Origin of the sequence: Streptomyces sp. NPDC059169 (assembly GCF_042755225.1) — a bacterium.
GTDB lineage: Bacteria > Actinomycetota > Actinomycetes > Streptomycetales > Streptomycetaceae > Streptomyces.
Map to the genome: position 1 here is coordinate 1 of NZ_JBHZCF010000021.1, position 24954 is coordinate 24954.

Below are 24954 nucleotides of genomic sequence, written 5' to 3' on the forward strand. Positions count from 1 at the left end.
TTCTGCGAGCTGGTGATGTCTGACCGCTCGGACTCGCTGCGGTCGTGGGCGGTCGCCAGCTCTTCCACGGCGATCAGAAGCGCGGGGCTGGTCCCGGCCTGTGTGGATGCCCTGTCTGCCATCTGGCTCTCCTCTCGGCCTCTCCGCCCGCTCCGGGCGAAAGCTTCGAGTTACCCCCCTCCACCACATGGCAGTAGAGCGAGATTCGGACATATGTGCGAGATCGGTGTGGCGCGCACTGGTGAAGCCATAGCGCAAGTCGCGGTGCCGCCACAGGCTCGTACTCGACGATGGGTTCATGCGCTTTCACTTCCCGAGTGGGACGACGGTGTCGCGCGGCGGGCGTAGGGAGTGAAGTGGGCCGGCGGGTGATCGATGGGCAGGTCGGGGCGCCAGGCGGTGAGGATCTGGGCGCTGCACTCGAACAGCCCGTCAGGCAGTTCGTCAAGCGGCCACCAGGACCAGTCGCCGACGCTCTCGTCCGGCTGGGTGGTGGGTTCGCCCTGCCAGGCGGTGACGAGGGCGCCCACGGTGACGCGTACGACGCCGCCGAGGTGATCGACGAGGGTGCCCAGGAGGGTGATGTCCTCGGGGCGCGCGGACAGGCCGGTCTCCTCGGCCAGCTCGCGCACGACCGTCTGCTCCAAGGGCTCGCCGACCTCAACGGATCCTCCGGGTAGCTCGAGAGTGCCGCGACGGTGGCGGCCCAGGAGCAGGCCGCGCTTGCCGAGGACGATGGCGCCCACGCCGAACGCCGCGTGCGGGACGGGCGGGCGACGGCTGCGGGGGCGGCTGGTGATCCGCGCAGATGCGGCGGTCCTGCGCCGCGCCTGGATGAGCTGGCAGATCACGGGGTTGTCCGGCTCGGGCGCATGGAGCTGAGTGATCGCCTCCACGGTGAATCCGTAGTCGGTCAAGAGGTCTTCCCACACCTGCGCGGTCAGCACCCAGGTCTGCAGCGGCAGCGGCTGCATTCCCTTGAGACCGACTGTCTCCTCGCGCGGGGCCACGGTCGCGGAGGGGCTGTGGCCGTACCAGTTGGTGTGCAGCACGGAGAAGACGAGCGGGGCGCCGGGGAGCAGCCCGTCGCGCAGCGCGGGCAGGACGATGTGCGGGTCGATCCCGGCGAGCGTGCAGATGCCGTACGCCGCGTCGTACGGCTGAGCATGCCGAAGGTGCTCGATCACGTCCGCGTGCAGGAACCGGACGCCGGGTACGTCGCCGAAGTGTCCGGTGGCGCGTCGATGCTGGGTGGGCGAGAGTTCGACCGCATCGACGAGTGCGCCGTGGCTCTGGGCGACGTGGACGGCGTAGTGGCCGGCGCCGGAGCCGATGTCCAGGACCCGCTTTCCGGTCAGAGGGCCGAGGACGTCGTCGCCGGGGCCGATGCCGTCCCAGAAGCCCCATCGCAGCTGTTCAGGTACGGGCGGCATGTAGGAGCGGTCGAGTTGGAACTGGCCGTAGGCGGTCCAGGTCTCGGGGTTGGGGGATACCTCGGCGGACATGCGAACTCCAAAGGGGAGGGGCGGGGTCAGGCGGGACCGGTGGCGAGGTACTGTGGTCCGTTTCCGGCGCGGGCCTGTTCGATGGCCTCCAGGCGGGCGAACGCCGTCTTGCCCATCAGGCGTCGCCACTCGTCGAGGTCGTGGATGGCCCACAGGTCGTGCTCGGCCGGGTCGAGGCGTATCTGCCGCAGCTGTTCCGTGCTGAGGGTGCCGCCGTCGAAGATGAAGCCGACCTTGCCCATAGGCCAGCGGGGGCCGGGGTGCAGGTAGTGCGTGAGCAGCAGACGGGGCTGGTCCTGGCCGAGCTGGAGCCCGGTTTCCTCGGCCGTCTCGCGGCGCGCGGTTTCCAGGGGGTCCTCGCCGGCGTCTGTGTTCCCGCCGGGAAGCTGCCAGGGTCGATCGCCGTACACCGAGCGCAGCTGGACGGGCCGGTCGTGGTCGTCGCGTACGTAGAAGCAGCTGTACACCGTGTGGTGAGGAACGGTCTGTACGTATGCCTCGGGGGACATGGGCAGGGGCTGCCCGGCGAGTGCCGGCCGGTGGTCGAACTCGATCGCGAGCGGTCCCAGCGCCTCCTTCACCGGCGGGTAGATGCGGCGCAGGTTGGCGAGCTGCTCTGCGCGCGTGGTGTCAGGGTCGATGCGGCTGGCGTCCTCCGTGGTGAGCAGCTCGGCGAACGAGGCGTACGGCGTGATCCGCGCGGCCTGCAAGTCGAGGGCGCGTCCCGACTCCTCGCCGTGGAACATGAGGACGTCGCCGACCGCGATCTTCTTCATCCGTGGGGTGCGTACCCGGACTTCGATGGTCTTGCGGCCGGATTCCACCTGGGCGTAGTAACGCTCGTAGAGGCCCAGTCGGTGCTGCGGCTGCACCAGGTCGGGTACCGGATCAGTCATGGGCGCTCACCTTCTCCGGCTGCACGTCCGTGGCATCGACGGCGTCTGAGCGCCAGGTCCACACGAGCCGGCTGTGGGTCTTGTCCAGCAGGTGCCCCACGGGCAGCTCAAAGTCGGGGGTGCCGGCAGGGAAGACGTTCAAGTCGGGGTAACCGTGAGCCCGTTCGTGAGCGTGCCAGCGGTGCACGCCGACGGCGAGCTGGTCGGCAAGGGTGGGTCCGGACGGTCCGAAGCCGTGCGCCAGGAACTCCGAGCGGCGCTGCTCGGGCGTGGGGCCGTCCTGGACCAGGGTGTGGGTGAGGTAGGCGAGGGAGCCGTCGGCTGTGATGGCGGCGGCGTCGGACCGCTTGGGTAGCGCGGTGATGCCGCTGTCCGGGTCATGGTTGCGGGCGAGGCGGCAGAAGCCGGGCAGCGTGGTGGCGAGGAACAGTTGCAGGGTCTCGAACGACTCGTTGCCGGCCACGGTCACGCCGGTGGCCACTTCGTGGCGCGGGCCCGCGAGTGCTTCGTCCAGGCCGGAGGTGTCGGCGGGGTCGCCGTCGGGGAAACGCAGCTGCAGTTCGCCGTCGGCTAGGTTGACGGAGGGGACGGCGAGGGCAGCGGGCCCGCGGTCGCGGATGAACCCGCAGAACGTGAAATCGGTCGCACGCAGCATCTGGCCGTGCTTCTGGAAGGCGATGGCTCGGGTGTAGTCGTGCACTTCCAGCGGGAGCACGAGATAGCGCCCGTCGGCGAGGTGGTCGCGCCAAGCGGGAGCAATGTCCCAGCAGTTGTAGGTGATCACAGCAGCGTCGAAGCCGCCACGGGGGATGTACTCGACGGCGCCGTCGCTGGCGGAGCCGAGCGCCGCGGTGACGCGACCGTTGCCGGCCTCGGCGGTCAGCCGCCGCGTGCGGTGTACGACATACGGGGCTAGATCGACGGTGATCACGCGACCGGTCGGGCCAACCACGTGCGCGATCAGTTCGGCGTTGTAGCCGCCCGAGCCTCCCTCGAAGACGGTCATCCCCTCGGCTAGACGCAGGTGCTCGATCATGTCGGCCTGGAGCCAGGCCGCGGAGACAGAGCTGGTCGCGCGGGCCCGGTCGTCGTGCTCGGTGACCACGGCCAGGTTGCTGTGGTAGGCGGTACGTAGAGGGCTTTCGGGGGTGAAGCGGTGGCGTGGGACCGAGCGGAGCGCCTGCTGGACGGGCAGGGAGGGTGCCCAGCCGCCGGCGATGACGCGGTCGGCCATCTGCTGGCGCCGTTCGATCGCCTCGGATGATTCGCCGGGCACCGGCGGGCAGGTGTTGTTGACCGGATAGGTGTGCGCGGACGGTACGTACGGCAGGACTCCTGGCCAGACCGTGTCCAGCGCCCGCGCGGATACGGCGGACAGTCGGTCCAGGCGCTGCAGATCATGAAGCGGATGCCAGTCCACGTGCCCGGACTGGTCCGGTTTCGGCGGCTGGGCTTGGCCGGTGTGAGCAGTGATTCGGACGATCGCGCTTGTCCGGGAAAACCCCTCCTGAGCGTCCACGGATAGTCCGAGGACGTGGGCGTCGGCGGGATCGGCCGTCATTCCGGTCTGCTCGGCCAGGGCGCGCACCGCGGTGTGTTCGAACCGTTCTCCGGGCTCACTCGGCCCGCCGGGCAGCTGCCACCATCGGTGCGTCGACCTGCTCAGCAGCACGCGGCCGTGGGCGTCGGTGACCACGGCCTGCACCTCATTCGTCGAACTCGGCTGCGGGCACGGTGGATTCGCGATCTGGACCGCGGGCTTGTTGAGGCCGCGCAGCACCAAGACGGCCATGCCGTTAGCGGTAAAGCGCTGCGCCTGGGCCCACATGCTCATCAGAAGGGCGACCTCGTCCTCGTCGAGCGCGATACGCCGCCGTTCGATAGGGGTGGTCGCGGCCAGCGGGGTCACGACAACGAGGGCGCCGTGCTCGCGGAGCCGCCGGCCGAGAGTGCGGACCAGCCGCATACGGTCACGCACGAATGCGTACACCATCCGCAGGGTGATCAGGTCATAGCCGCCTGGGGCGAGCTTCGAAAGGTTCCCGCGCTCGATGTCCAGGTTCAGCCAGCGGACGGACGGGGCGTCGGGGCTCGTGTCGGCGGTGGGGAGGGCGCTCTCGGCCCAGTCCAGGGCGTCGACGGCATAGCCCATCGAGGCAAGATGCAGAGCAAGCTCGCCGGTCTTGTTTCGGCAATCGTGCAGTGTCTCTTTGATGACGGCGCCTCCCGCTGACCAGCAGTTGTGAGGGAGTTCAAGGGGTGTCTCTCTGCTTAACATCCCTTGCATGGAACAGGCGTTCTACTCATCTGAGGGCTGGGAAGGCTGGGGCTTGGAGTTCAAGCCGGTCATTCCCGAGGGGATGGTGCTCGTCTTCGACGACGACCTTCGGTTTGAAGACGAGCACGGGCTGCGTACCTCGGCGATCGTGAACCGGTGGGCCTGCGAGCTGCCGACCAACGGCTGCCCCGCGGCGAACTCGTGGCCATCGTATGTCGGTGCCGTACGCCAGTGGTCGGAGTTCGGGGAAGAGCACGGAGTCGGTCTCTTCGACAGCCGCGAACGGCTCAAGGCGCTGCTGAGCGCCTACGCGGTGTACCGGTCGCAGGGTCCTGTCGACGGCAAGCAGAGGTTCAGGGTTACCACCTGGAACCAGCACATGACCATGCTCAGCACCTTCTATGGCTGGGCGATCGAGAACGGCTACACCACCTCGCTGCCGTTCACCTACCGGCAGGCCACGGCGGTCTTCTCCGGCCAGCGGCGGGAGGTCCGCCGGAACTCCGCCCGGCGTCGGCAGTCGAAGTCCCATGTGACCGTCAAGTACCTGGAAGACGAGTTCGCCGACCTGTTCCACAAGGGTCTGGCCCGGCTGCAGCCGGACGGGTCGGTGGAGCGCGGCTACCGCGGCCGGGAGATGGCCCGCAACGCGGCGGTCGGACGGTTCGTCTTTTCCTCGGGGCCGCGCAAGCAGGAGTTCTCGTACCTGCTGGCCTGCGAGGTGCCGAAGCTGCCCAGCCGTCGCAGTGACGTGCCGGTCCTCGTCCCGCTGCCGGAGGGCATCACCAAGGGCAGCAAGTTCCGCAACACGTGGATCGACTACGAAGCGCTGGCTGAACTGCACAACTACCTGGAGTTCGAGCGGGCTGCGGCCGTTCAGGGATCCACCTGGATGCCGCCGCGACGCTGGGGTGAGCCGCTCGTCGTGACGGAAGCGACGGCGCGGGGCGGACGGGTGAACGGCAGCTGGATGAGCTGGGAAACACTGGGGCCGGCCGAACGGCGTCGGCTGGTCGCGCCCAGCGGCGGTTCGATGCTGCTGTCCGTGTGGGGGCCGGGGCGCCCGTTCACCGACTGGAACACCGTGTTCGAGCGGGCGTCAGACCGGATCCGTGAACGCTACGAACCGCGCTTCCCCCATGTCACCCCGCATCGCGGGCGCCATACCTTCGCCATGCAGACCATGGCCAAGCTGGTGCGCGGGTACTACGAACGGGCTGCTCGCGTAGTTGGGGAAGGCGATGACGATGCCGGTCTGGCGTTGTACCTCAAGACCACCGAGCCGCTGCTGGTGCTGCGTGACCTCCTTGGTCACTCCAGCGTCTTGACCACGGAGCTTTATCTCAACCGCCTTGACACGACCCGGATCTTCGCCGAACTGTACCGGCGGGTCGGCGAGGACGCCGGTCTCTTGGACCGGTCCGCTGCGGACGAGGCCGCGGCGGAGTTCGAAGACGAAGATGACGACAACGGCGAGGACCGCTGATGCCTGCCACCGTGATCGAGGACCCGCTGGGCATCGCCGCCGTCTTCAGCGACGGGACGAGCGTGTCCTTGACGGTGAACGTCAGGGCGGGCGGCAAGACCTACAGTACGCGGAACCCTGTTCTGGCCCGGGACATGCTCTCGGGGCTGGCCGATCTCGTGCATCCGCACGGTGACGTGGATGCGACGCGCACGCTCAACGAGTACACCTCGGCGATCCGTGCGCTGACCAACGGCCTGGCCGACCTGGGGTTCACCGGCGGTGCGGCCGAACTGACGCGTGCTCATCTCGCCGAGCACTGGCTGCGCGGCGAGCACCGGGCCGCGGTCGAGTCTCTCAGCCGTCGGATGCTCGCCCGCATGGACGATCTGCACGGGCTGTTGAAGCCGGACGTCCGGGAGATGGTGGACGGCCGCCAGTTCCAGGTGTCGCGGCGCCGCCGTACCGAGAGCTCGCTCGTACCGTACACCGAGGGCGAGTGGGCCCGGCTGACCGAGGCGTGCGAGAAGGCGGTGAAGGACTCGTACTCCGTCTTCCGCAGCGCGAGAAGTGCCGCTGAAGGCGGAGAGGATCCGCTCACCGGTGGGTGGAGCGAGGCGAACGTGTACTGGGCCTACGTGAGGTGGGGTCCGCTGGAGGCGATGCCGTATGCCGACTGGTCGCCCGGCCACTTCTCCGGCCTGCCGGAGGGCCAGTTCCCGTACCGCAAGGTCGCTGTATCGGCACGGCTGTTTCCCGATGCCTCCACGGTGCTGGCCTACCGCCTGTTGCTGGGGGTCTACACCGGCATCGTGCCCGACGGCCTGGACGATCTCGGGCTCGGCGACGTGGACTGGGCCGGCGAGTCGACGATCTTGCTCTCCTACATCAAGCGCCGTACGGCTGAGGAGAGCCGGACCCTGACCAGGAGGGCCACGCGGCTCCTGGAGCAGTGGCTGGACCACTCCTCGCTCACTCGGAAGTTCGCGCCCATGGACATGCGTGACGCCTTGTGGGTGCGCTACGTACCCCGGGGCCGGGTCACGTGGGTGACCACGGTCCCGCAGGAGGAGAAGATGAAGAGGTGGATCGCCGCGCAAGGGCTCCTGGCCGATAGCGGCAAGTCGCTGCGGGTGCACCTGCACAGGATCCGGACGACGTACGACTCGATGCGTGACCGCCGCGCCTGGGCCGGAAGCCGGCGCGCCACGCTGGATCCCAACCGAAGCCCGCAGGTCGAAGCCGACCACTACCTCGGCGCCGGCACGCCTGAGCAGCGCGCCCTGGTCGACGAGATCATCGTCGAGGCCCAGCACGACATGCTGCGCAAGGCCGAGCCCCCGATGGTGCTCACCACCGAGGACACCGCCTCCCTCGTACGGGAGTATCCCGAGCGGGTCGCCGGCCTGGGGCTGGACGACGCGGCGCTCGCCGAACTCGTCAACGGCGGACGGGACGTGTTCAGCGCTGCCTGTGGCGATCACCTGTCGGGCCTGCACGGCCCCAAGGGGAAGCCGTGTCCGGCCCGCCCGTGGGTGTGCCTCCTGTGTCCGCTGGCGCTGTTCACTGCCCGGCACCTGCCGAACCTGATGCGTCTGCGCGCGTTCTTCGCCCGCCAGTGGGACCTGATGCCATCCGGGGAGTTCATGCGGAATTTCGGTCCGTACGACCAGCGGGTGGCCGAGATCCTCACTCCCGGCGTCTATTTCCCGTCCCCGCTGCTGCTGGAGGCCGCCGCCCAGGTGGCCGACGCCGACGATGAACTGCCGCTGCGGCCGGAGGAGACAACGCGATGATGAACCATCCCAAGACCGCCGCGCCGGATCAGGTCCAGCCCCATCCCGGTCCGCTGGCGCGCGTCGACATCTGCGAGGCGGTGGGGCTCGCGGTGCGCCCGGGCGGGAAGCGTCCCCTGGTCGGCGACCTGATCTGGGACTTCGCAGACCTGGAGGATCTGCCCGTCCACCTGCGACCGGGTCAGGTCCGCCTGGACTTCACCAGCATCGGCAACCCGAAGTGGCGCCCCCTCGCCCAGGAGTACCTGTTTGCGCGCATGGCCCCCGGACACGAAGCCGTACGGCACCTGCCCAGCGCCTTCCGCATGCCGCTGCACTTCGACACCTGCCGGAGCCGTCTGGCCGAGCTGGCACGGTGGTTCAACTGGCTCACGCGGCGCCGCGTCACGTCCCTTCAGCACGTGACGCAACAGCACTGCCAGGGCTTCTATGACTCTCGCAGGCACACCCGGGGCACGCACGGCGGGCCACTGCGGCCGACCAGCTCGCACACGCTCATGACCGCCGCTCAGGCCGTGCAGGAACCGGTCTTCTACAACGACCTGTTCACCACCGACCGCTTCACCGAAGGATTCATCCCCTGGGCCGGCCGAACCCCCTATGAAGTCGCGGGCCGCAAACGGTCCACCGAGAACGTCGTGCAGCCGCTGCGCGACGAGGCACTGCGCCCCTGGCTGGCCGCGGCCCTGTACATCGTGCAGACCCTCGGCCCCCACGTAGTCAACCTGATCCGCGCCGTGCGCCAGCACGACGACGGGGCGCCTTGGCCGGGCGAGGGCACGAATGTGAAGCGACTTGAGGCGGTGATACGTACCCACCTCGACCAGGGCGTCCCCTTGGAGCCGGTCGGGGCCCGGGAGACCGGCTCACGGCTGGTCGAGGGCTGGTCCGCCGACGACCCCCTGCTTGCGCTGAACGTGCTCTCCATCGCCCGGGAGGCGGGGTTGACATCCTTCTCCTACAGACACCTCGCCCCGCTGCGTCCGCTGCTGGAACGGACCGTGGCGGCGGTGGGGCTGCGGCCGAGGTGGGCGTGGAACGCCGCCCCGGTGGAACGCGCCGACGGCGCCGGGACCGTCCCGTGGACCGAGGGCTTCGCCACGGCCGAAGAGGCGGGTCACCTGGTGGAGCGGGTACGGACCGCCTGCCAGGTCGTCGTCGCCCTGCTCACCGGGCTACGCAGCAGCGAGCTGGCAGCGATGCCCCTCGACGCGTGTGTCCCGCCGCAGGACCTCGGCGCGGGACGCACGCGCTACCGGCTGCGGACCAAGCTGATCAAGGGGCAGGAACAACTGGGCGGCGTCTGGGACGAGTGGGTCACCGTGGCTCCCGCCTATGACGCGGTTGCCCTGGCCATCGATCTCCTGGACCCCCGACGGCCCGGCAAGCACGTCTTCGGCCGCACCACGATGGCGAAACGCTGTACGAAGCTGCGTGAGTGGGTCAACGGCCCCGAAGGACAGCGGCTGGGCCTCGCACCGATTCCCGACGACCGGATCAACATGCGCATCACCCGGCGTACCCTGGCCATGGCGCTCGCACACCGCCCCGGCGGACTACTGGCCGCCAAGATCCACCTCAAGCACGTCTCCATCGTCACCACCGAGGGCTACGCCGCCAGCCCCGGCGGTTCCCAGGCCAAGTTCATGGCCGAGGTCAGCGCGGAGGAGCAGATCCGCAACAAGGATCTGACACTGGCGGCGTTCCGCGACTTCCAGAACGGAATCCGTCCCGCCGGACCCGGCGCCCGCGACCTGATCGCCCACTTCGAATCCGTGGACGACAAGATCCGCGAACTACAGGCATCATCTCCTGGCGTCCGCCCCGGGGACGAAGAGGTGATCCAGTTGCTGGCCCGCAGGGCAAAGACGCTGCACCTGGGAATCGCCAACTACTGCTGGTTCGCCGACCCCTCCAAGGCGCTGTGCCTGCTCCTGGCCGGCACGCCGAAAGCGGACAAGCCGCTGGTCGGCATGTGCGACTCGGCCCGCTGCCCGCAGGCCACCCACCACAGCCGACACCGGCCGGTATGGGCCTCCAGCGCGGAGAACAAGAAGGTGTTCATCGGCAAGATCGGACGTGGACAGAAGGACGAGAAGGCCCGCCTGCAGAAGGAACTCGACCGCGACCTGAGGGTGTTGGCCGAGATCGACGCCGCGACCGGAACGGCAGCGTGACATGGGACGAATCAGCGAGGACACCCGAGCCCGCAACGAAGAGGCGATCCGCGCGGCAATGGACCGGCTACTGCGTGGCGACCTGCCGCCCGGCGGCAAATGCGACCTTCGAACCCTGGCGAGCGAGTCCGGGGTGCCCCGCACCGCTTTCTACGCCAAGAAGAACCGCGACGGCACCGCCCGGCCAGGGCCGTATCAGCACCTGGCCCAGGAGTTCGAACGACGCCTGACCGCCCTCAGGGACGCCGGGACGATCCCTGACCCCCGGGCTGCGCAGATCGAGCGGCTCAAGGAGGCCAACACCGCACTCAAGTCCCGGCTGGATCAACGTGATGCCGAGTTGGAGGACCTCAAGGACTTCAAGCGACGTGCCCTGTCTCGGATTGCCGCCCAGCACCTGGAGATCGAGCGTCTACGGGAACAAGCCGCAGCCGTCGGCAACGTCCGCAGGCTCCCATCGAGCAGGGCCGGGACGGCAGGAGCAACTCGCCGAGCTCGGTGAGTTCAAGCAGCGAGCGCTGTCCCAAATCGCCGCGCAGCAGATGGAGATTCAGCGGCTTCGGGAGGGCCTGGCCGCACCGTCGAATCTCCGGGCACTTCCCCGGGCTCAATGAGGATCTGCCCCCTACGGGTCATGTAGCTGAACTCCGGGCCATATGAGCGGATCCTGGTCATTGCGATGGCCATATGCCCCGGTGTGCCGGGGCTGCGGTCAGGGCAGGACACCGCTCTCAGTCAGGACTCGGTGCAGGTCCGCAGTGGCCGGTGCCCCCTCGGTCGTGCCGTCGGCATGGCGGTAGAGCCGGCAGGACAGGCCCGGTTGGAGGCCCTCCGCTGCGAACGGGTCGGCTCCGTCCAGCAGGAGGGTGGGCGAGCCCGACATCCCCTGCCGGACGGCTTCGTCCGCGTCGTGGACCTCGATCCATTCCACCGGTACGACCCGGTCATGGAGAGCTTCGGTGATGCGCTCGCGGATGAGCGGGGCGTTCGGGCAGTCGGGCACGGTCAGCACCGTGACGCGCGCCGTCTCAGTCTCGGAGTGGTTCATGGCGGACCCCTTCCTGACGTGGTTCTTCCTGGTGTGTGGACGGTAGACCTTCCAGTGCGCTGGAAGGTCAAGGGCTAGCCTGGAGGAATGCGCATCGGTGACCTCGCCGCCGTCAGCGGGGTGACGGCGAAGACCCTCCGGTTCTACGAGCAGGCCGGGCTGCTGCCCGCCCCGCCCCGTACCGCGGGCGGCTATCGCGACTATCCGCAGCAGACGTTGCAGCGGCTCGCGTTCATCCGTGACGCCCAGGGCGCGGGGCTGAGCCTGGCCGAGATCCGCTCCGTGCTCGCTCTGCGTGATGCCGGCGCCTCTCCCTGCGCCCATGTCACGGCGCTCGTCGAGGCGCATCTTCAGGACATCGACCGGCGCCTGGCCGAGCTGCGCGCCACCAGGGCGGTGCTGCGGGGGCTTGCGGAGCGGGCCGCCGCGACCGATCCGGCCGACTGCACCGACGTCGAGGTGTGCCGCATCCTCACCAGGGCGGGCAGCGCGGTTGGTGAGCGTCCTCACTGAACCCTCCGGCCGGGCCCGCCTAGCGTGAGGGCTCCCGGGACATACCGGTCCCCGTTCAGGTAGAGGAGCAAGGCCATGCTGCGTGCGGTGTGGAACGGAACGGTGATCGCGGAGGCTCCGCGCACGGTGATCGTCGAGGGCAACCACTACTTCCCGCCCGAGTCGCTGCACCGGCAGTACCTCACGCCGAGCAGGACCAGGTCGCTGTGCTTCTGGAAGGGAGTGGCCCGCTACTACAGCCTTGAGGTCGACGGGCTGACGAATCCGGATGCCGCCTGGTACTACCCCAAGCCCAGCCCCCTGGCCCGGAAGATCAAGGACCATGTGGCGTTCTGGCAGGGCGTACGGGTCGAGGGCACTCCGGAGCCGGACGCCCCGGCAGACGGCGGGCAGTGACCGAGGCGGGTCAGCGGCGGGCCAGGTGCCGGAGGGCGACGACGGCCTGAAGGGCGGCGGCCGGGCGCAGCAGGACGGGTCGGGGCCGCTCGGGCATCGCGCCGCGGCGCAGGGCGAGGCCGGTGACGGTGACGACGGGCAGCGCCCAGGCGGCGATGGCCGCCGCCTGTACGGCGGGGTTGGGTTCGTGGCGCAGGGTGAGCCACGTCCAGAACGCGGCGTCGGCGAAGGTGTCGGCGTAGTCGCCGAAGGGGGAGGTCGTGCCCTGATGACGGGCCAGGCGCCCGTCGGCGATATCAAGGCCGACCGCCAGGACGCCCGAGGCGCGGCCGGTTCCGCCGGGCAGGGCGGGAAGGTTGGCGCGCAGCAGCGTCAGGACGTCTGCCGCGGTCAGGCGGGTGCGGTGCTCCAGCAGCCCCAGGTGCGAGGCGGCGAGGACCCAGCTGGCGGCCACCCAGCGCCGCCCGGGCCGCCTGCCCCGCGCCAGCCGGTACAGGACGCCGTGCAGGGCGGTGAGCTCGGCCAATGCTCGGGGGCGGCGGACGGCCTGGAGCAGCGACCGGTGTGCGGCCTGGCCGAGGAAGCGCACGACGGCTTGCGGGACGAGGCGGTCTTCTCGCAGCTCGGCCAGCAGCGCGTTCGTCGCGGCGCGGCTGTCGGCCATCGCGGATACGGGCTCCATGCTTCTGGGTCCTCCACCACTCGGGGGTGGCGCTCAGGGTAGGGGCCGACGCGCCGGGAGGAAGGTGAGCGCGCTCACTGATCGGCGGACATGCCCGGCCTAGCGTCGTACGTGAGACAGGGACGGACGCGTGGAGAGGTCGGGCAATGGCGTGGATCGGTGCTCTGGGGGCGGTGACCGTGGCCGGCGTGGGCGCGGCGGGCGGGTATGTGGGGCTGGTGACGGGGGCACTGCCGCTGGATGTGGGGGTCGGGCGGCGCACGCGGCTGTTGGGGTCGCAGAGTGTCGACATCGCGGCGCCGCGCGAGGTGGTGTTCGACGTCATCGCCCAGCCGTATCTGGGCAGGGCCACCCGAGCGATGCGCGAGAAGGTCACGGTGCTGGAACGGGGCAGCGACATGGTGCTCGCCGCCCATCGCACCCCTGTCGCGGGCGGGCGGCTGACGGCGACGACGGTGGAGACGGTGCGGTTCACCCGGCCGGAGCGGGTCGACTTCCGCCTGGTGCGCGGGCCCGTCCCGGCGGTCACCGAATCGTTCACGCTCACCGAGCACGAGTCCGGTACGCGGCTGGTCTATGAGGGCGAGCTCGCCACGGATCTGTGGCGAGCCGGGCAGTGGTGGGGCGGTCTGGTCGCCCCCCGGTGGGAGGCGACCGTCGCGGCCTCCCTGGCCGCGGTCCGGCAAGAGGCGGAGCGGCGCTCTGGTCTGCGGTGAGCGGCTCGCCGGTACCGCACGGCGGGCCGACGGACGCGGTGGAGTGCAGGCGGCGTGTCTGTTCGCACTGAGAGGGAAGGGCGGCGATGAGACATGGTGGCGCGGCCGAGCGGGCCGGCCCGGCGGGCCGGGACGCAGCAGGAGTTGAGGCCGGCGCCGGGCGGCGCGCCAGCGCCTGAGGAGCGGGCAACCTCCCGCGGTGCCCCGGGTCCGGTGCGGGTGCGTGATCGAGTGGGCGACCGGCTGACCAGGGCGCTCACGCGGGCGGTGTTCTGCTGGCTGCCGCCTCCTCACCGCTGACCGGCCGGGCGCGGGGTCGGCCGCCCCGCTGTGGTGCGTCCGTGCCCCTGAGCGGTCAGTTGGCACAGCCGAGGTCGGCGAGGGCGTCTTCCACGGCGCGGTGGAAGGTGGGGTAGGCGAAGATCATGTGCCGCAGCCGGTCGACCGGGATCTCCATCTGGATGGCCACGGCCAGTCCGTAGAGGACTTCACCGCCTGCCGGGCCGGCGGCGGTGGCCCCGATAAGGACGCCGCGGTCGGCGTCCTCGACGAGTTTGATCAGGCCGTCGTTGCCGACCTTGTGGATCCAGCCCCGTGCGGACGAGGGCACTCGCGCGGTGCCGGTGCGTGCTCGCAGGCCCTGCTCGCGGGCGGCGTGTTCGGTCAGCCCGACGGAGCCGACTTCGGGGTCGGTGAAGGTGACCCGGGGCGTCGCCCGGTAGTCCGCGCCCGGTCCGGGCCGGCCAAGGATGTCGCGTACGGCGATCTCAGCCTGGTACATCGCGACATGCGTGAACAGGCCCCGTCCGGTGATGTCACCGACGCCCCAGACCCCTGGTGCAGCCCGCATCTGCCCGTCCACGGCCAGAGCGCGGGCCTGGGGGTCGAGCCCGATGCTCTCCAGGCCGAGCCCGGCCAGGTGCGGCCGGCGTCCGGTGGCCACCAGCAGGTGCTGCCCGGTGATCTCCTGTCCGCCCTCCAGGGTGAGCCGGAAGGCGTCGTCCGCGTGGTGGACGCCGGTGGCGCGGGCTGCGGTGCGTACGGTGATGCCCTCCTCTTCCAGCACGTCGGCCAGCAGGGTGCCGACGGCGGGTTCTTCTCCGGGGAGCAGCCGCTCCATGGCTTCGACGATGGTGACCGCGGTGCCGAAGCGGGCGAACGCCTGCGCCAGCTCCACGCCGATGGCGCCGCCGCCGAGCACGAGGAGTGAGGCCGGGGGCTCCTTGACCGAGACCGCCTGCCGGTTGGTCCAGTACGGTGTGGCCTCCAGGCCGGGGACGGGCGGGATCTGCGGGCGGCTGCCGGTGGCCAGCACCACCGCGCGCCGGACACTGAACGCCTGTCCGTCAGCCTCCACGCGGCCGGGGCCGGCCAGGCGGGCACGGCCGCGGACGAAGCGCCCGCCCTTGTGGGTGAACCGGTCGACGGCCACCTGGTCGTTCCAGTCGTCGGTGGCCTCCTCGCGGATCCGGTCCGCGACCGGCGCGAAGCTGGCGGCTACCTGAACGTCTCCGGCCATGCCGGGCACACGCCTAGCCTCGGCGAGCAGGTTGCCGGCGCGGATCATCATTTTGCTCGGGATGCACGCCCAGTACGGGCACTCCCCGCCGACCAGCTCCGCTTCCACCCCGACCACGTCCAGCCCTTCCTCGGCCAGACGCTCGGCGGCATGTTCACCGCCGACCCCCATTCCGATCACCACGGCATCGACTTCGTGCGGTACGTGCGCCATGAGGGACCTCCTTGAACAACCGTGCCCGACGGTCACGGCTGTTGCGTATCGGGGACAGCAGGGTGTGTGGGCACCGCCGCGTCGCCGGTGCGCCTCGCGTGGCGCGGGCGCCGCGTGGTGCGGGTGGCCTGGGAGGTGCCCCAGACCAGCGTGGCGGTCAGCATCACCAGGGTGAGCGGGTAGAACACCGGCCGCAGCGGGATCAGGACCGGCAGGAGAGCGGCGGCGGTACTCGCGCCCAGGACGAGCAGGAACGTGGGCACGCAGCAGGCGAAACCGAGCAGGAACGCCGGAAGCACGCCCAGTAGCCGGGCGCAGCGGGTGCGCCGGCAGGAGGCGGCCTGCTGGGCGGCGTGGGCGGCCACGGCGATGTTGCAGCCGACGAGCGCCGCCACGGCGGCGCCGAGCAGCAGGTTGACCGGACTCAGGAGAACCGCGACATGGCTGGTGGGGTGCCAGGCGAGGACCGGCTCGAACAGATACGGCGCGCGGACCTCCAGCAGCTGACCGGGAGCGGCCTGGAACACGGGTGCGCCGGTGAACCGGCCGGAGACCGAAACGGCGAGGTCTCCGACGGAGAACAGGTACACCAGCAGGGTGAGGCTTGCGGCGATCAGCGCGGCCCTTCGGCGGCGGCGTACGCCGAGGGCGACACGCGCCCGCCCCGGCGCGGCCTTGATCGCGGCGGCGGCAGCGTCCCAGGCGTCACCGGCCCTGACGAATGCGGTCAGCAGGCCGCTCATGTCCGCACCTGGGCATTGGGGTAGAAGGAGTACCAGGCGAACCACATGGCGTCGAGGAAGTCCGCCGGCTCCCACCGCTCACCGACCTGCTGAACGACGCGGGCGGTGCCGAGTCGGTCGTCCCAGCGGGCCTCCACCCGCGTGCCGCCCACCTCCGCTCGCACGGTCCGCTGCGTGCGCACCAGGTCCTTGTGGATGGCCAGCCGCTCCTTGCCGACCTGGACGCCGATGACGACGTCCTTGTCGGCGAAGCGGTCGCTGGAGGCGAGCACGGGGAAGATCGGCCGGCCCTCGGCGTAGTAGCCGCCGCGGTTCGGGTAGGCGTCGTAGGAGCCGTACGGGTCGCTGCCGTACGAGCGCAGCGCCCCGGTGTCGGTGGATAGCACGGCCGTGTCGGGGTGCGCGGTGCGCCACTGCTTCCACGTCGTCCACACCAGCGGGACGGTGTCCAGCTTCGTGCCCTTCAGCGGGCCGCTCACCGCCTGTCCGAGCAGCTGGGGCCACTGTGAGCCGGTCTGCCGGTCGTACATCAGCAGGTTGGAGTTGACAAGCTTGCCGGTGGTGCCGAACGTCAGGTCCTGGACGCCGGGCGGGGCGGAGAAGCCGATGACCGTGCCGGTCAGCGGGCAGTAGGTGACCGCGAGCGGCTGGCCGCCGACGGTGTCGTTGACGATCTCGTGCCACACCAGCACCAGCTGCGGGTACGCCCTCACCTCACCTTGGTACTCCAGGCCGAAGACCGGATCGTCGTCGTCGAGGAAGCCGGCCTCGCCCGCCGCGACGAAGCGGGGCTTGTCGATGGAGGGGATGCCGTCCTTGCCCGGCCCGCCGGACACAGCCGATCCGGCGAGCGCCTCCAGCGACGGATCCTGGCCCGCCTGCACGGCCGTCACCGGCGCCGGGCGGTCGGCGAGGGTCTGCCAGCCGATCACGCCCCCGCCCACGAGCAGAACGACGACGCCCCCGATCACTCCCGCGCCCTTGATGGCCTGCCGCCGTGACGGGCGGGGGGACTGTGGACCGTTCACCTGGCACCTCCCGAAACGGCTCGGGACACCGGCTCGCATGGCGGGCGAACACCGCTTCACACCTCTGATCGTGCCCGGATCGAAGGGATGGTTCGGTGAGCGCGCTTACAGTTCTCGCCCTCTGCAGCGGCCTACGGTCGGATCATGGTGCTCAGGATCGTGCTCGGGACGGTATACACGGCGATGGCCATCGGCCAGCTCGCCTCCTTTGAGCACATGCCGCGGATTCTGTCCGCGTACGGACTGTCGGCCGCCGGCGCCGCGACCGCGCTGGCCGCGGCGCTGATCGCGGGCGAGCTGGTGTGCGGGGTCTGGTTCCTGGCCCGCCCCCGCTCCAAGGCCCTGGCGCCGGTATGGGTGTACATGGCCGTCTCGGTGGTGTGGACGGTGCTGGCCGTGCAGGCGTACGCGCGGGGCCTGGTGGTGGACAACTGCGGCTGCTTCGGCATCTACCTCACGCAGCGGCTGAGCTGGTTCGTGCTGCTCCAGGACGCGGCGACCTTGCTGTACGCCGGCCTGCTGGTCCGCTCCGCCCGCCGGGCGCCCGCCCCTTCACCCGCTGACCGAAAGGAGGCGAGCGGTGATGTCCGCGTCCCGTGAACGCTCCGGGCTCGGCGGCATGGCCACGGCCGTGGGTGCCGGGCTGGTGATGGTGGTGTGCTGCGCGGGCCCGCTGCTCGTGGCCGGCGGAGCACTCGGCGCCGTCGGCGGGGCACTGGCCAGTCCCTGGCTGATCACCGTCGGTGCGGTCGTGCTGCTCGCCGGCACCGGCTACGCCCTGCGCTGCCGGGCCCGTCGACGCCGGGGCGCCGGGCCGCAGGACTGCTGCCCGACCGCCCCAGCCGAGCCCCAGCCGAACGAACAAGTTGATGTAGCCGATCCGGGCGGCGAAGTCCGCTGAACGCAAGCCCCCCATGGAAGAGGAGTTCTTCGATGACCCAGGCGCCGGCGCCGAGGCGCAAGACGGACCGGGACGAGGTGTTCGTGGAGTTCACCAAGTCCATCTGCCCGCTGTGCAAGACACCCGTCGACGCGCAGGTCAACATCCGCGCGGACAAGGTGTACCTGCGTAAACGCTGCCGCGATCACGGGGAGTTCGAGGCGCTGGTGTACGGGGACGCTGAGGAGTACCTGTCCTCGGCGCGCTTCAACAAGCCCGGCACGATCCCCCTGACGTTCCAGACCGAAGTCAAGGACGGCTGCCCGCTGGACTGCGGGCTGTGCCCGGAGCACAAGCAGCACGCCTGCCTCGGGATCATCGAGGTCAACACCGGCTGCAATCTGGACTGCCCGATCTGCTTCGCCGACTCCGGCCACCAGAGCGACGGCTACTCCATCACCCATGAGCAGTGCGAGCGGATGCTCGACGCCTTCGTCGCCTCCGAGGGCGAGGCGGAGGTGGTGATGTTCTCCGGCGGGGAGCCCACCATCCACAAGCACATCCTCGACTTCATCGACCTCGCCCAGGCCCGTCCGATCAGGAACGTCAATCTCAACACCAACGGCATCCGTCTGGCCACCGACAAGGCGTTCGTCGCCGAACTCGGCAAGCGCAACCAGGTGCCGGGCCGATCGGTGAACGTCTACCTCCAGTTCGACGGCTTCGACGAGCGTACGCATCTGGAGATCCGGGGCAGGGACCTGCGTACCTTCAAGCAGCGGGCGCTCGACAACTGCGCGGAGGCCGGGCTGACCGTCACCCTCGTCGCGGCCGTGGAGCGCGGCCTGAACGAGCACGAGCTCGGGGCGATCATCGAGTACGGCATCGACCATCCCGCCGTCCGCTCGGTGGCGTTCCAGCCGGTCACCCACTCCGGCCGGCACGTGGAGTTCGACCCGCTTCAGAGGCTCACCAACCCCGACGTCATCCGGCTGATCAGCGCCCAGCGGCCCGGCTGGTTCCAGAAGGGCGACTTCTTTCCCGTGCCGTGCTGCTTCCCGACCTGCCGCTCCATCACCTACCTCCTGGTGGACGGCGAACCGGGCAACCGCACCGTCGTGCCGATCCCGCGGCTGCTGAACGTGGAGGACTACCTCGACTACGTCACCAACCGCGTCATGCCCGATGCCGGCGTCCGTGAGGCCCTGGAGAAGCTGTGGTCGGCCTCGGCTTTCATGGGGACCGAGACGACCGAGGAGAAGCTGCGGGCTACCGCCGAGGCCCTGGACTGCGCGGACGCTTGCGGCATCGACCTGCCCGAGGCCGTGAAGCAGCTGAATGACAAGGCGTTCATGATCGTCGTGCAGGACTTCCAGGACCCCTACACCCTCAACGTCAAGCAGCTGATGAAGTGCTGCGTCGAGGAGATCACCCCCGACGGACGGCTCATCCCCTTCTGCGCCTACAACTCCGTCGGCTACCGCGAACAGGTCCGCGCGCAGATGTCCGGCGTCCCCGTCGCCCCGGTCGCACCGAACGCGCTGCCCCTCGCCGAGCGGCTGACGACGACCCCGTACGGATCGAAAACCACCCGCACCGGGAGTGAGGAGCTCCGGCCGTGACCCACGAGGAGATCAAGTCCTGCTGCGCGGACGCCTACTCCAGGGACATCGTCGCGATGCTGCTCGGCGACTCCTACCACCCCGGCGGCACCGCCCTGACCCGCCGCCTCGCCGACAGACTCGCGCTCGCCCCCGGCATGCGCATCCTGGATGTGGCCTCGGGCCGTGGCACGACCGCACTGCTGCTCGCCGACGCCTACCGGGTGCGGGCGGACGGCATCGACTACGCCCCGTCCAACACCGCCCTCGCCCAGGGAGCCGCCCAGGCCGCAGGGCTCGCCGACCGGGCCGTCTTCACCACCGGCGACGCCGAGCACCTGCCCTACGAGAACGCGGTGTTCAACGCGGTGGTGTGCGAGTGCGCGCTATGCACCTTCCCCGACAAGCACCAGGCCGCAGCCGAGTTCGCCCGCGTCCTGAAGCCCGGCGGACGCCTCGGCATCACCGACGTCACCGCCGACACCGACCGCCTCCCGCCCGAGCTGCGCGGGCTGACCGCCCGCATCGCCTGCATCGCCGACGCCCGCCCGCTCGACGAGTACGCCGAGATCCTGGCCGCAGCCGGGCTGCGCACCCTCACCATGGAGCGGCACGACCAGGCGATCATCCGCATGATCGACCAGATCCAGGCCCGCCTGAGCCTGCTGCGCGTCACCGCACCGGCCCGCCTCGCCGAGGCCGGTATGGACCTGGACGCGGCCCCGGCCGTCCTGGACGCGGCCCGCGCCGCCGTCACCGACGGCGTTCTCGGCTACGCGCTGCTGACCGCGGTGAAGTCACCCGGCGAACCGCCCGGCGAACTACCGTCGGGTACGTAAGCGCCCTCACATACCTGCCTGTGCCCTGCGTCCTAGCGTCAGCGACGAGAACGGAAAGACAAGCGCAAGAGAGAGGACGATCACATGGCCACCACCGTGCAGGCATCCCCGAAGACGGCCGCGATTCCCGTGTACGCGGTGTGGGGTGCCGCGGCCGGACTGGTCGGCGGCATCGGGATGGGCATCTGGATGTCGGTGTCCCGGCCGGTCATGGACACCGCCATGATCACCATGGTCGCGGGGCTGCTGGGCTCCACCAACGCCTTCGCCGGCTGGCTGATCCACCTGGCCATCGCCACGTTCGCCGGCATCACCTTCGGCGTGGTGCTGGGGCAGTTCGCCCAGCGCCTCGCCCCCGCCGTCGTCCTCGGCCTCGCCTACGGCGCGGTGTGGTGGACCGTCGGCGCACTGTGGATCATGCCCGCCAACATGGGCATGCCCGTCTTCGAGTGGAACGACGTCACCGCCTCCAGCCTCGGCGCCCACCTCGTCTTCGGCCTCCTCGCCGGAGCGACGTTCGCATCCATCGCCCAGGCCACGGGCAAGCGCACCGGCCCGGCCCGATGAACCACGAGGCTCTCGCGTCAACCCCCGCCCCACTGCCCGGGGCGGCACCGCGCCGCATAGCCGTCGACGGCGGTGCGGTGCCCTACTGTCTGGCGGACAGCGCCGAGGCGCTGGCCAGCCCGGCATGGGGCGCCGCACCCCCACCGTGGGCCCCGGGACGACGCGAGGAGACGCACGACATGAACCACGCCGCATCGGATGACGACGCCGAGCGGACCTGGTGCCTGGCCGAGGTCGACATCTTCTGCGACCTCTCCGAACAGGAGATGGAAGCCATCGCCCAGGCGGCACCGATGAAGACCTACCATGCGGGCGAGATCCTCTACTCTCCCACCCAGCCCTCCGAGGTGCTCTTCATCCTCAAGAAGGGCCGGATCCGCGTCTTCAGGGTCTCCGCCGACGGAAGGGCGCTGACCACTGCGATCATCTCCCCGGGCACCATCTTCGGCGAGATGGTCCTGCTCGGTCAGCACATGTACGACAACTACGCCGAAGCCCTCGACGACACCGTCGTGTGCGTCATGAGCCGCGCGGATGTACACACGTTCCTGCTCTCGGACGCCCGGATCGCCGCCCGGATCACCGCGATCCTGGGCAAGCGGCTGTCCGACCTCGAACAGCGACTGTCCGACAGCGTGTTCAAGACCGTCGCCCAGCGCATCGCCACCACCCTGGCCACGCTGACCAGCGCCCAGCCCCCGGCCGGCCCGCTTCGGCCGGTCGGACGCCACCCCCAGATCGCCCTGACCCACGAACAGCTCGCCGCCCTCGCCGGAACCTCCCGCGAGACATGCACCAAGGTCCTGCGCGACTACGCCGACCACGGCCTGCTGCGCCTCGCCCGCGGACGCATCACCGTCCTCGACCCCGAACGGCTCAGGGACGCCGCGGGCTGACGTCACCAAACCGTAAGACTGCAACCCACAGCCCGCCCGGCCCGCCACCGCTACCTTTGCCACCGGCATCAACCCACAGGAGTCCTCCTTGCGCGCCCGCACCCTCCTCCCGGCCGCCCTGGCTGCCGCCCTCCTCACCGTCACCGGATGCGGCTCCGAGGGCGGCTCCGACTCCGCCGGCGACGCCGGGGCCTCCCCGTCGAAGGCGTCATCCCCCGCTCAAACGCCCGCTGCCCCGAACGGCAGCGGCAGCGGGGCTGAGGGGGCCGTGGTGCCCGAGGCTCTGAACTTCACGGCGACCACCGTGGACGGCAAGCCGTTCGACGCGAAGACCCTCGCGGGCAAGCCCACGGTGCTGTGGTTCTGGGCGCCGTGGTGCCCCACATGCAAGGGCCAGGCCACCGAGACCGCCAAGGTCGCCGCCGACCACGCGGGCAGGGTGAACGTCGTCGGCGTCGCCGGCCTCGACAAGAACGCCGCCATGCGCGACTTCGTGTCCGACACCGGCACCGGCTCCTTCCCTCACCTGTCCGACGAGAAGGGCGAGGTGTGGAAGCGGTTCAAGATCACCCAGCAGAGCTTCTACGTGATCGTCGACCAGACCGGAAAGACCGTCTACGAAGGCGTCCTGCCCGGCGGCAAGGGACTCGCCGACAAGGTCGCCGGACTCACCGGCTGAGCAGGACCCGCCATGGCCGACCTTCCCCTCGCCCTCGCACTCGGCGCCGGCATGCTCGCCGCCGTCAACCCGTGCGGCTTCGCCCTGCTCCCCGCCTACCTCTCCCTGCTCGTCCTCGGCGACGACACCCCCAGCCGCACCGTCGCCATCGGCCGGGCCCTGACGGCCACCGCCGCCATGACCGTCGGATTCGCCGCCCTCTTCGGCGTCTTCGGCCTCGCCATCCAGCCCGTCGCCGGGCAGGTCCAGCAACACCTGCCCTGGTTCACCATCACCTTCGGCGTCCTCATAGCCGCCGCCGGAGTCTGGCTGCTCGCGGGCCGGCAACTGCCCACCATGGCTCCCAAGCTCCGGCGCGCACCGAAGGTGACCCGCTCCCTGCCCTCGATGGCCCTGTTCGGCGCGGCGTACGCCACCGCCTCCCTCGGCTGCACCATCGCCCCGTTCCTCGCCATCGTCGTCTCCGCCTTCCGCAGCGGCTCCACCGGCGAGGGCGTCGCCCTGTTCACCGCCTACGCCGCCGGGATGGGCCTGATCGTCGGCGTCGCCTCCCTGACCGTCGCCCTCACCCGCACCACCGCCGTCACCCGACTGCGCAGCCTCGGCGCGTTCGCCCCTCGCCTCGGCGGCGCCCTGCTCACACTCGTCGGCGCGTACGTCGCCTACTACGGCTGGTACGAGATCCGGGCCTTGCGCGACCCCACCACCACCGACCCCGTCATCGACACGGCGGCCGGCATCCAGCGGGCCGTCGCCGACACCCTGGACGCCGCCGGTCCGGCCGTGATCGCCGCGCTCTTCGTGCTCCTGCTGCTCGCCTCACTTCTGATCTGGCGCCGCAAGCGCACGAGTCGGTACACCAGCGTCCAACCGTGATCAAGCGTGCGTGACAGGAAGAGGATCGCCTCCAACCTGCCGCAGATGTCGCGTCAGCGACTCCTGGCGGACATGCCAGGAAAGCCGGGCTACGGCTTACAGTCGACGCCCGCCCCACCCGCGCCGCCGCGCCCTGGCACTCTGCCGAGTAGCAGCCTCGCCAGCGCACAACTCGACTTCCGTTCCCGATACCCGGACGCCCATCTCCTTCGACATCCTGCTCCTGGAACTGGCGACCCGACCTCGAAGCCCCGCAGTCCATGACTGGATCGAAGTTGTTGGCCTGACTCCCCGGCAGAGTGCTCGCTAGAGTGTGGGCTTCATCACGGTCTGGACCAGGAAAAGCGACACGATGAGCTGCGCTAATGCGACACGAGCCGAGTCAGCCGTTCGACCGTAAAGCGACACGACCTGCGGGGGACACGGTCTCTGCGGAAACAACCGGTCCCGCACCCCACGTCGAGTGCTCGGCCTCCATCGGAAGCGGGCACGTGCTGGGCGAGCAACGTGCGTTCGTCCTTGTCGAGAGGCCGGTAGCGGCGTCCCTCGGCATAACCGCTGTTCCATTCATCCTGCGAGGTGAACAACGAGTGGCACATCCTTACTTTGAGGGGTGGCTGGAGAGGCGTCGGCCAGAGCCAGCAGGGTCGGAACGGCGGGGCCGTTGAGGGATGGGTCAGCTCCACCCCATCGCCGTGTACGGCTCGTCGCGGGCGATAGCTCGTAGCGCGACGCGGGTGTACTCCACGAGGGACTCGGGCAGGGCGTCGAGCGGCCACCACCGCCACTGGGTGCACCGCTCGGGTTCGAGCACGCGCGGCTCGCCGCTCCAACGGGAGGCGGTGAAGAACAGCTGGATACGCGAAGTGGAGCTGCCGGGATCGAGGAGATCCAGGGTGTGGGCCAGGCGGAGATCTTCAGCGACCATCGTGAGCCCGGCCTCCTCGGCCGTTTCGCGGACCATGCAGGCCAGGGCAGACTCGCCGGCCTCTCGGTGTCCGGCCGGCAGATGCCAGGCGCCGGGAGCGAAGGCGCTGTCGGGGTGGCGTTGGCCGAGCAGCACCGCGCTGTCGCGTACAAGGACGAGATGCGCTCCGACGATGCTGCGATCTCGGTGCTCGTCCGGCTCCGTCACCTTCACGATCGCGGGCATGCCCGAGCCGTCGAGGAGGGGCTGTGGAAGGCGTCGATGTTCGTCGAGGGTCGCCATGGTGGCGGGGTCCATCGTCAGCGCGGCCGTCTCGTCGATGCGCGTCCACCGCAGCTGGATGCCTTCGCGTAGTCCGATCTCGTGGACGGCCCGGTTGAGCGTGCCGAGGTAGACATGCACACGGTTGGTCAGGACACCGTTGGCATCGACGGTGTCCCGGGTCCGGAACGGGACGAGGTCCTCTACGACAAGACCGATCTCCTCCTGTAGTTCACGCCTGATGCAGTCGTCGTTGCTCTCTCCAGCGTCGAGGCGGCCTCCGAGCAGACACCAGTGGCCGGCGCGCCAGATTGGCTTGTTAGCCGCGCGCAGGTGCAGCAGGTACTCACCGCTGTCGTTGACGAGCAGCGCGGCGGTGCCACTTCCACGGAGTAGTTCCGCGTGGCCGGGGCTGTGCACGGTGTCGGTGGACTGAAAGGACACGATGCTCC

At 70.0% G+C, this 24954-nt stretch carries 24 protein-coding genes; 15 read left to right on the forward strand and 9 right to left on the reverse strand.

Annotated features, from left to right (window positions below; translation table 11 throughout):
* Positions 1-296 precede the first annotated feature (296 nt).
* From ACFXOM_RS30400 to fxlM, 3 genes are read right to left on the reverse strand one after another with little or no spacing between them, the layout of a single operon-like run.
* The gene (locus tag ACFXOM_RS30400; RefSeq protein ID WP_361370291.1) at positions 297-1505 is read right to left on the reverse strand and encodes a bifunctional class I SAM-dependent methyltransferase/NUDIX hydrolase; all 1209 of its coding nucleotides are present in this window, start codon (positions 1503-1505) and stop codon (positions 297-299) included.
* 26 nt (positions 1506-1531) lie between these two features.
* A complete protein-coding gene (locus ACFXOM_RS30405) occupies positions 1532-2401 on the reverse strand; it encodes an NUDIX domain-containing protein (RefSeq protein WP_385040449.1) in 870 nt (289 codons plus the stop codon).
* A complete protein-coding gene (gene fxlM / locus ACFXOM_RS30410) occupies positions 2394-4688 on the reverse strand; it encodes a methyltransferase, FxLD system (protein ID WP_385040451.1) in 2295 nt (764 codons plus the stop codon). The genes ACFXOM_RS30405 and fxlM overlap by 8 nt, the downstream gene beginning before the upstream one ends.
* On the opposite strand from fxlM, the gene ACFXOM_RS30415 reads away from it, so the two are divergent.
* Genes ACFXOM_RS30415 through ACFXOM_RS30430 form a run of 4 tightly spaced genes read left to right on the forward strand, consistent with a single transcriptional unit; the run spans position 4687 to position 10619 of the window.
* Complete coding sequence (locus ACFXOM_RS30415; protein ID WP_385040454.1) at positions 4687-6165, forward strand: site-specific integrase; 1479 nt, start codon at positions 4687-4689, stop codon at positions 6163-6165. The two genes, fxlM and ACFXOM_RS30415, sit on opposite strands and share 2 nt — an antisense overlap.
* Entirely contained in the window at positions 6165-7940 is a 1776-nt protein-coding gene (locus ACFXOM_RS30420; protein WP_385040456.1) for a hypothetical protein, read from the forward strand. Before ACFXOM_RS30415 ends, ACFXOM_RS30420 begins: the two co-directional genes overlap by 1 nt.
* Positions 7937-10117: a site-specific integrase gene (locus tag ACFXOM_RS30425; RefSeq protein WP_385040459.1), complete on the forward strand. Its 2181-nt coding sequence runs from the start codon at positions 7937-7939 to the stop codon at positions 10115-10117. Before ACFXOM_RS30420 ends, ACFXOM_RS30425 begins: the two co-directional genes overlap by 4 nt.
* A gap of 1 nt (position 10118) precedes the next feature.
* A complete protein-coding gene (locus tag ACFXOM_RS30430) occupies positions 10119-10619 on the forward strand; it encodes a hypothetical protein (RefSeq protein ID WP_385040462.1) in 501 nt (166 codons plus the stop codon).
* Between the two features lie 210 nt (positions 10620-10829).
* Here the strand turns inward: ACFXOM_RS30430 and ACFXOM_RS30435 are convergent, their stop codons facing one another.
* Positions 10830-11165 (reverse strand): alkylmercury lyase, encoded by a 336-nt coding sequence (locus tag ACFXOM_RS30435; protein ID WP_385040464.1) that lies wholly within the window; start codon positions 11163-11165, stop codon positions 10830-10832.
* 87 nt (positions 11166-11252) lie between these two features.
* On the opposite strand from ACFXOM_RS30435, the gene ACFXOM_RS30440 reads away from it, so the two are divergent.
* Together ACFXOM_RS30440 and ACFXOM_RS30445 are read left to right on the forward strand one after the other, a co-directional pair.
* Positions 11253-11678 (forward strand): heavy metal-responsive transcriptional regulator, encoded by a 426-nt coding sequence (locus tag ACFXOM_RS30440; RefSeq protein ID WP_385040466.1) that lies wholly within the window; start codon positions 11253-11255, stop codon positions 11676-11678.
* Positions 11679-11753: 75 nt separating this feature from the next.
* The gene (locus tag ACFXOM_RS30445) at positions 11754-12074 is read left to right on the forward strand and encodes a DUF427 domain-containing protein (RefSeq protein WP_385040468.1); all 321 of its coding nucleotides are present in this window, start codon (positions 11754-11756) and stop codon (positions 12072-12074) included.
* A 10-nt stretch (positions 12075-12084) separates the two neighbouring features.
* On the opposite strand, the gene ACFXOM_RS30450 is transcribed toward ACFXOM_RS30445, so the two are convergent.
* Complete coding sequence (locus ACFXOM_RS30450; RefSeq protein ID WP_385040470.1) at positions 12085-12756, reverse strand: CDP-alcohol phosphatidyltransferase family protein; 672 nt, start codon at positions 12754-12756, stop codon at positions 12085-12087.
* A 146-nt stretch (positions 12757-12902) separates the two neighbouring features.
* On the opposite strand from ACFXOM_RS30450, the gene ACFXOM_RS30455 reads away from it, so the two are divergent.
* A complete protein-coding gene (locus tag ACFXOM_RS30455) occupies positions 12903-13472 on the forward strand; it encodes an SRPBCC family protein (protein ID WP_385040473.1) in 570 nt (189 codons plus the stop codon).
* A gap of 355 nt (positions 13473-13827) precedes the next feature.
* Here the strand turns inward: ACFXOM_RS30455 and ACFXOM_RS30460 are convergent, their stop codons facing one another.
* The 3 genes from ACFXOM_RS30460 to ACFXOM_RS30470 are packed head-to-tail and all read right to left on the reverse strand — an operon-like array spanning position 13828 to position 16975.
* Positions 13828-15204 carry a dihydrolipoyl dehydrogenase family protein gene (locus ACFXOM_RS30460; protein WP_385040476.1) on the reverse strand — a complete coding sequence of 459 codons (1377 nt, stop codon included), beginning with the start codon at positions 15202-15204 and terminating at the stop codon, positions 13828-13830.
* A gap of 32 nt (positions 15205-15236) precedes the next feature.
* A complete protein-coding gene (locus tag ACFXOM_RS30465) occupies positions 15237-15947 on the reverse strand; it encodes a hypothetical protein (protein ID WP_385040478.1) in 711 nt (236 codons plus the stop codon).
* Positions 15944-16975: a DUF3179 domain-containing protein gene (locus ACFXOM_RS30470; protein ID WP_385040481.1), complete on the reverse strand. Its 1032-nt coding sequence runs from the start codon at positions 16973-16975 to the stop codon at positions 15944-15946. Before ACFXOM_RS30470 ends, ACFXOM_RS30465 begins: the two co-directional genes overlap by 4 nt.
* A gap of 144 nt (positions 16976-17119) precedes the next feature.
* On the opposite strand from ACFXOM_RS30470, the gene ACFXOM_RS30475 reads away from it, so the two are divergent.
* The 8 genes from ACFXOM_RS30475 to ACFXOM_RS30510 all read left to right on the forward strand — a co-directional run bounded on the left by ACFXOM_RS30475 (position 17120) and on the right by ACFXOM_RS30510 (position 23313).
* Entirely contained in the window at positions 17120-17575 is a 456-nt protein-coding gene (locus ACFXOM_RS30475) for a MauE/DoxX family redox-associated membrane protein (RefSeq protein ID WP_385040484.1), read from the forward strand.
* Positions 17559-17876 carry a hypothetical protein gene (locus tag ACFXOM_RS30480; protein WP_385040487.1) on the forward strand — a complete coding sequence of 106 codons (318 nt, stop codon included), beginning with the start codon at positions 17559-17561 and terminating at the stop codon, positions 17874-17876. Before ACFXOM_RS30475 ends, ACFXOM_RS30480 begins: the two co-directional genes overlap by 17 nt.
* Before the next feature lie 32 nt (positions 17877-17908).
* Entirely contained in the window at positions 17909-19477 is a 1569-nt protein-coding gene (locus ACFXOM_RS30485; protein WP_385040490.1) for a radical SAM protein, read from the forward strand.
* The gene (locus ACFXOM_RS30490) at positions 19474-20295 is read left to right on the forward strand and encodes a class I SAM-dependent methyltransferase (protein ID WP_385040493.1); all 822 of its coding nucleotides are present in this window, start codon (positions 19474-19476) and stop codon (positions 20293-20295) included. The genes ACFXOM_RS30485 and ACFXOM_RS30490 overlap by 4 nt, the downstream gene beginning before the upstream one ends.
* Positions 20296-20379: 84 nt before the next feature.
* A complete protein-coding gene (locus ACFXOM_RS30495; protein WP_385040496.1) occupies positions 20380-20862 on the forward strand; it encodes a hypothetical protein in 483 nt (160 codons plus the stop codon).
* Positions 20859-21758, forward strand: coding sequence for a Crp/Fnr family transcriptional regulator (locus ACFXOM_RS30500; RefSeq protein ID WP_385040498.1), 900 nt, complete (start codon positions 20859-20861; stop codon positions 21756-21758). The genes ACFXOM_RS30495 and ACFXOM_RS30500 overlap by 4 nt, the downstream gene beginning before the upstream one ends.
* 88 nt (positions 21759-21846) lie before the next feature.
* On the forward strand, positions 21847-22437 hold the full coding sequence (locus ACFXOM_RS30505; protein ID WP_385040501.1) for a redoxin domain-containing protein: 591 nt from the start codon (positions 21847-21849) through the stop codon (positions 22435-22437).
* A gap of 12 nt (positions 22438-22449) precedes the next feature.
* The gene (locus ACFXOM_RS30510) at positions 22450-23313 is read left to right on the forward strand and encodes a cytochrome c biogenesis CcdA family protein (protein WP_385040504.1); all 864 of its coding nucleotides are present in this window, start codon (positions 22450-22452) and stop codon (positions 23311-23313) included.
* 676 nt (positions 23314-23989) lie between these two features.
* On the opposite strand, the gene ACFXOM_RS30515 is transcribed toward ACFXOM_RS30510, so the two are convergent.
* Positions 23990-24946 (reverse strand): NUDIX domain-containing protein, encoded by a 957-nt coding sequence (locus ACFXOM_RS30515; RefSeq protein ID WP_385040506.1) that lies wholly within the window; start codon positions 24944-24946, stop codon positions 23990-23992.
* Positions 24947-24954: the final 8 nt, after the last annotated feature.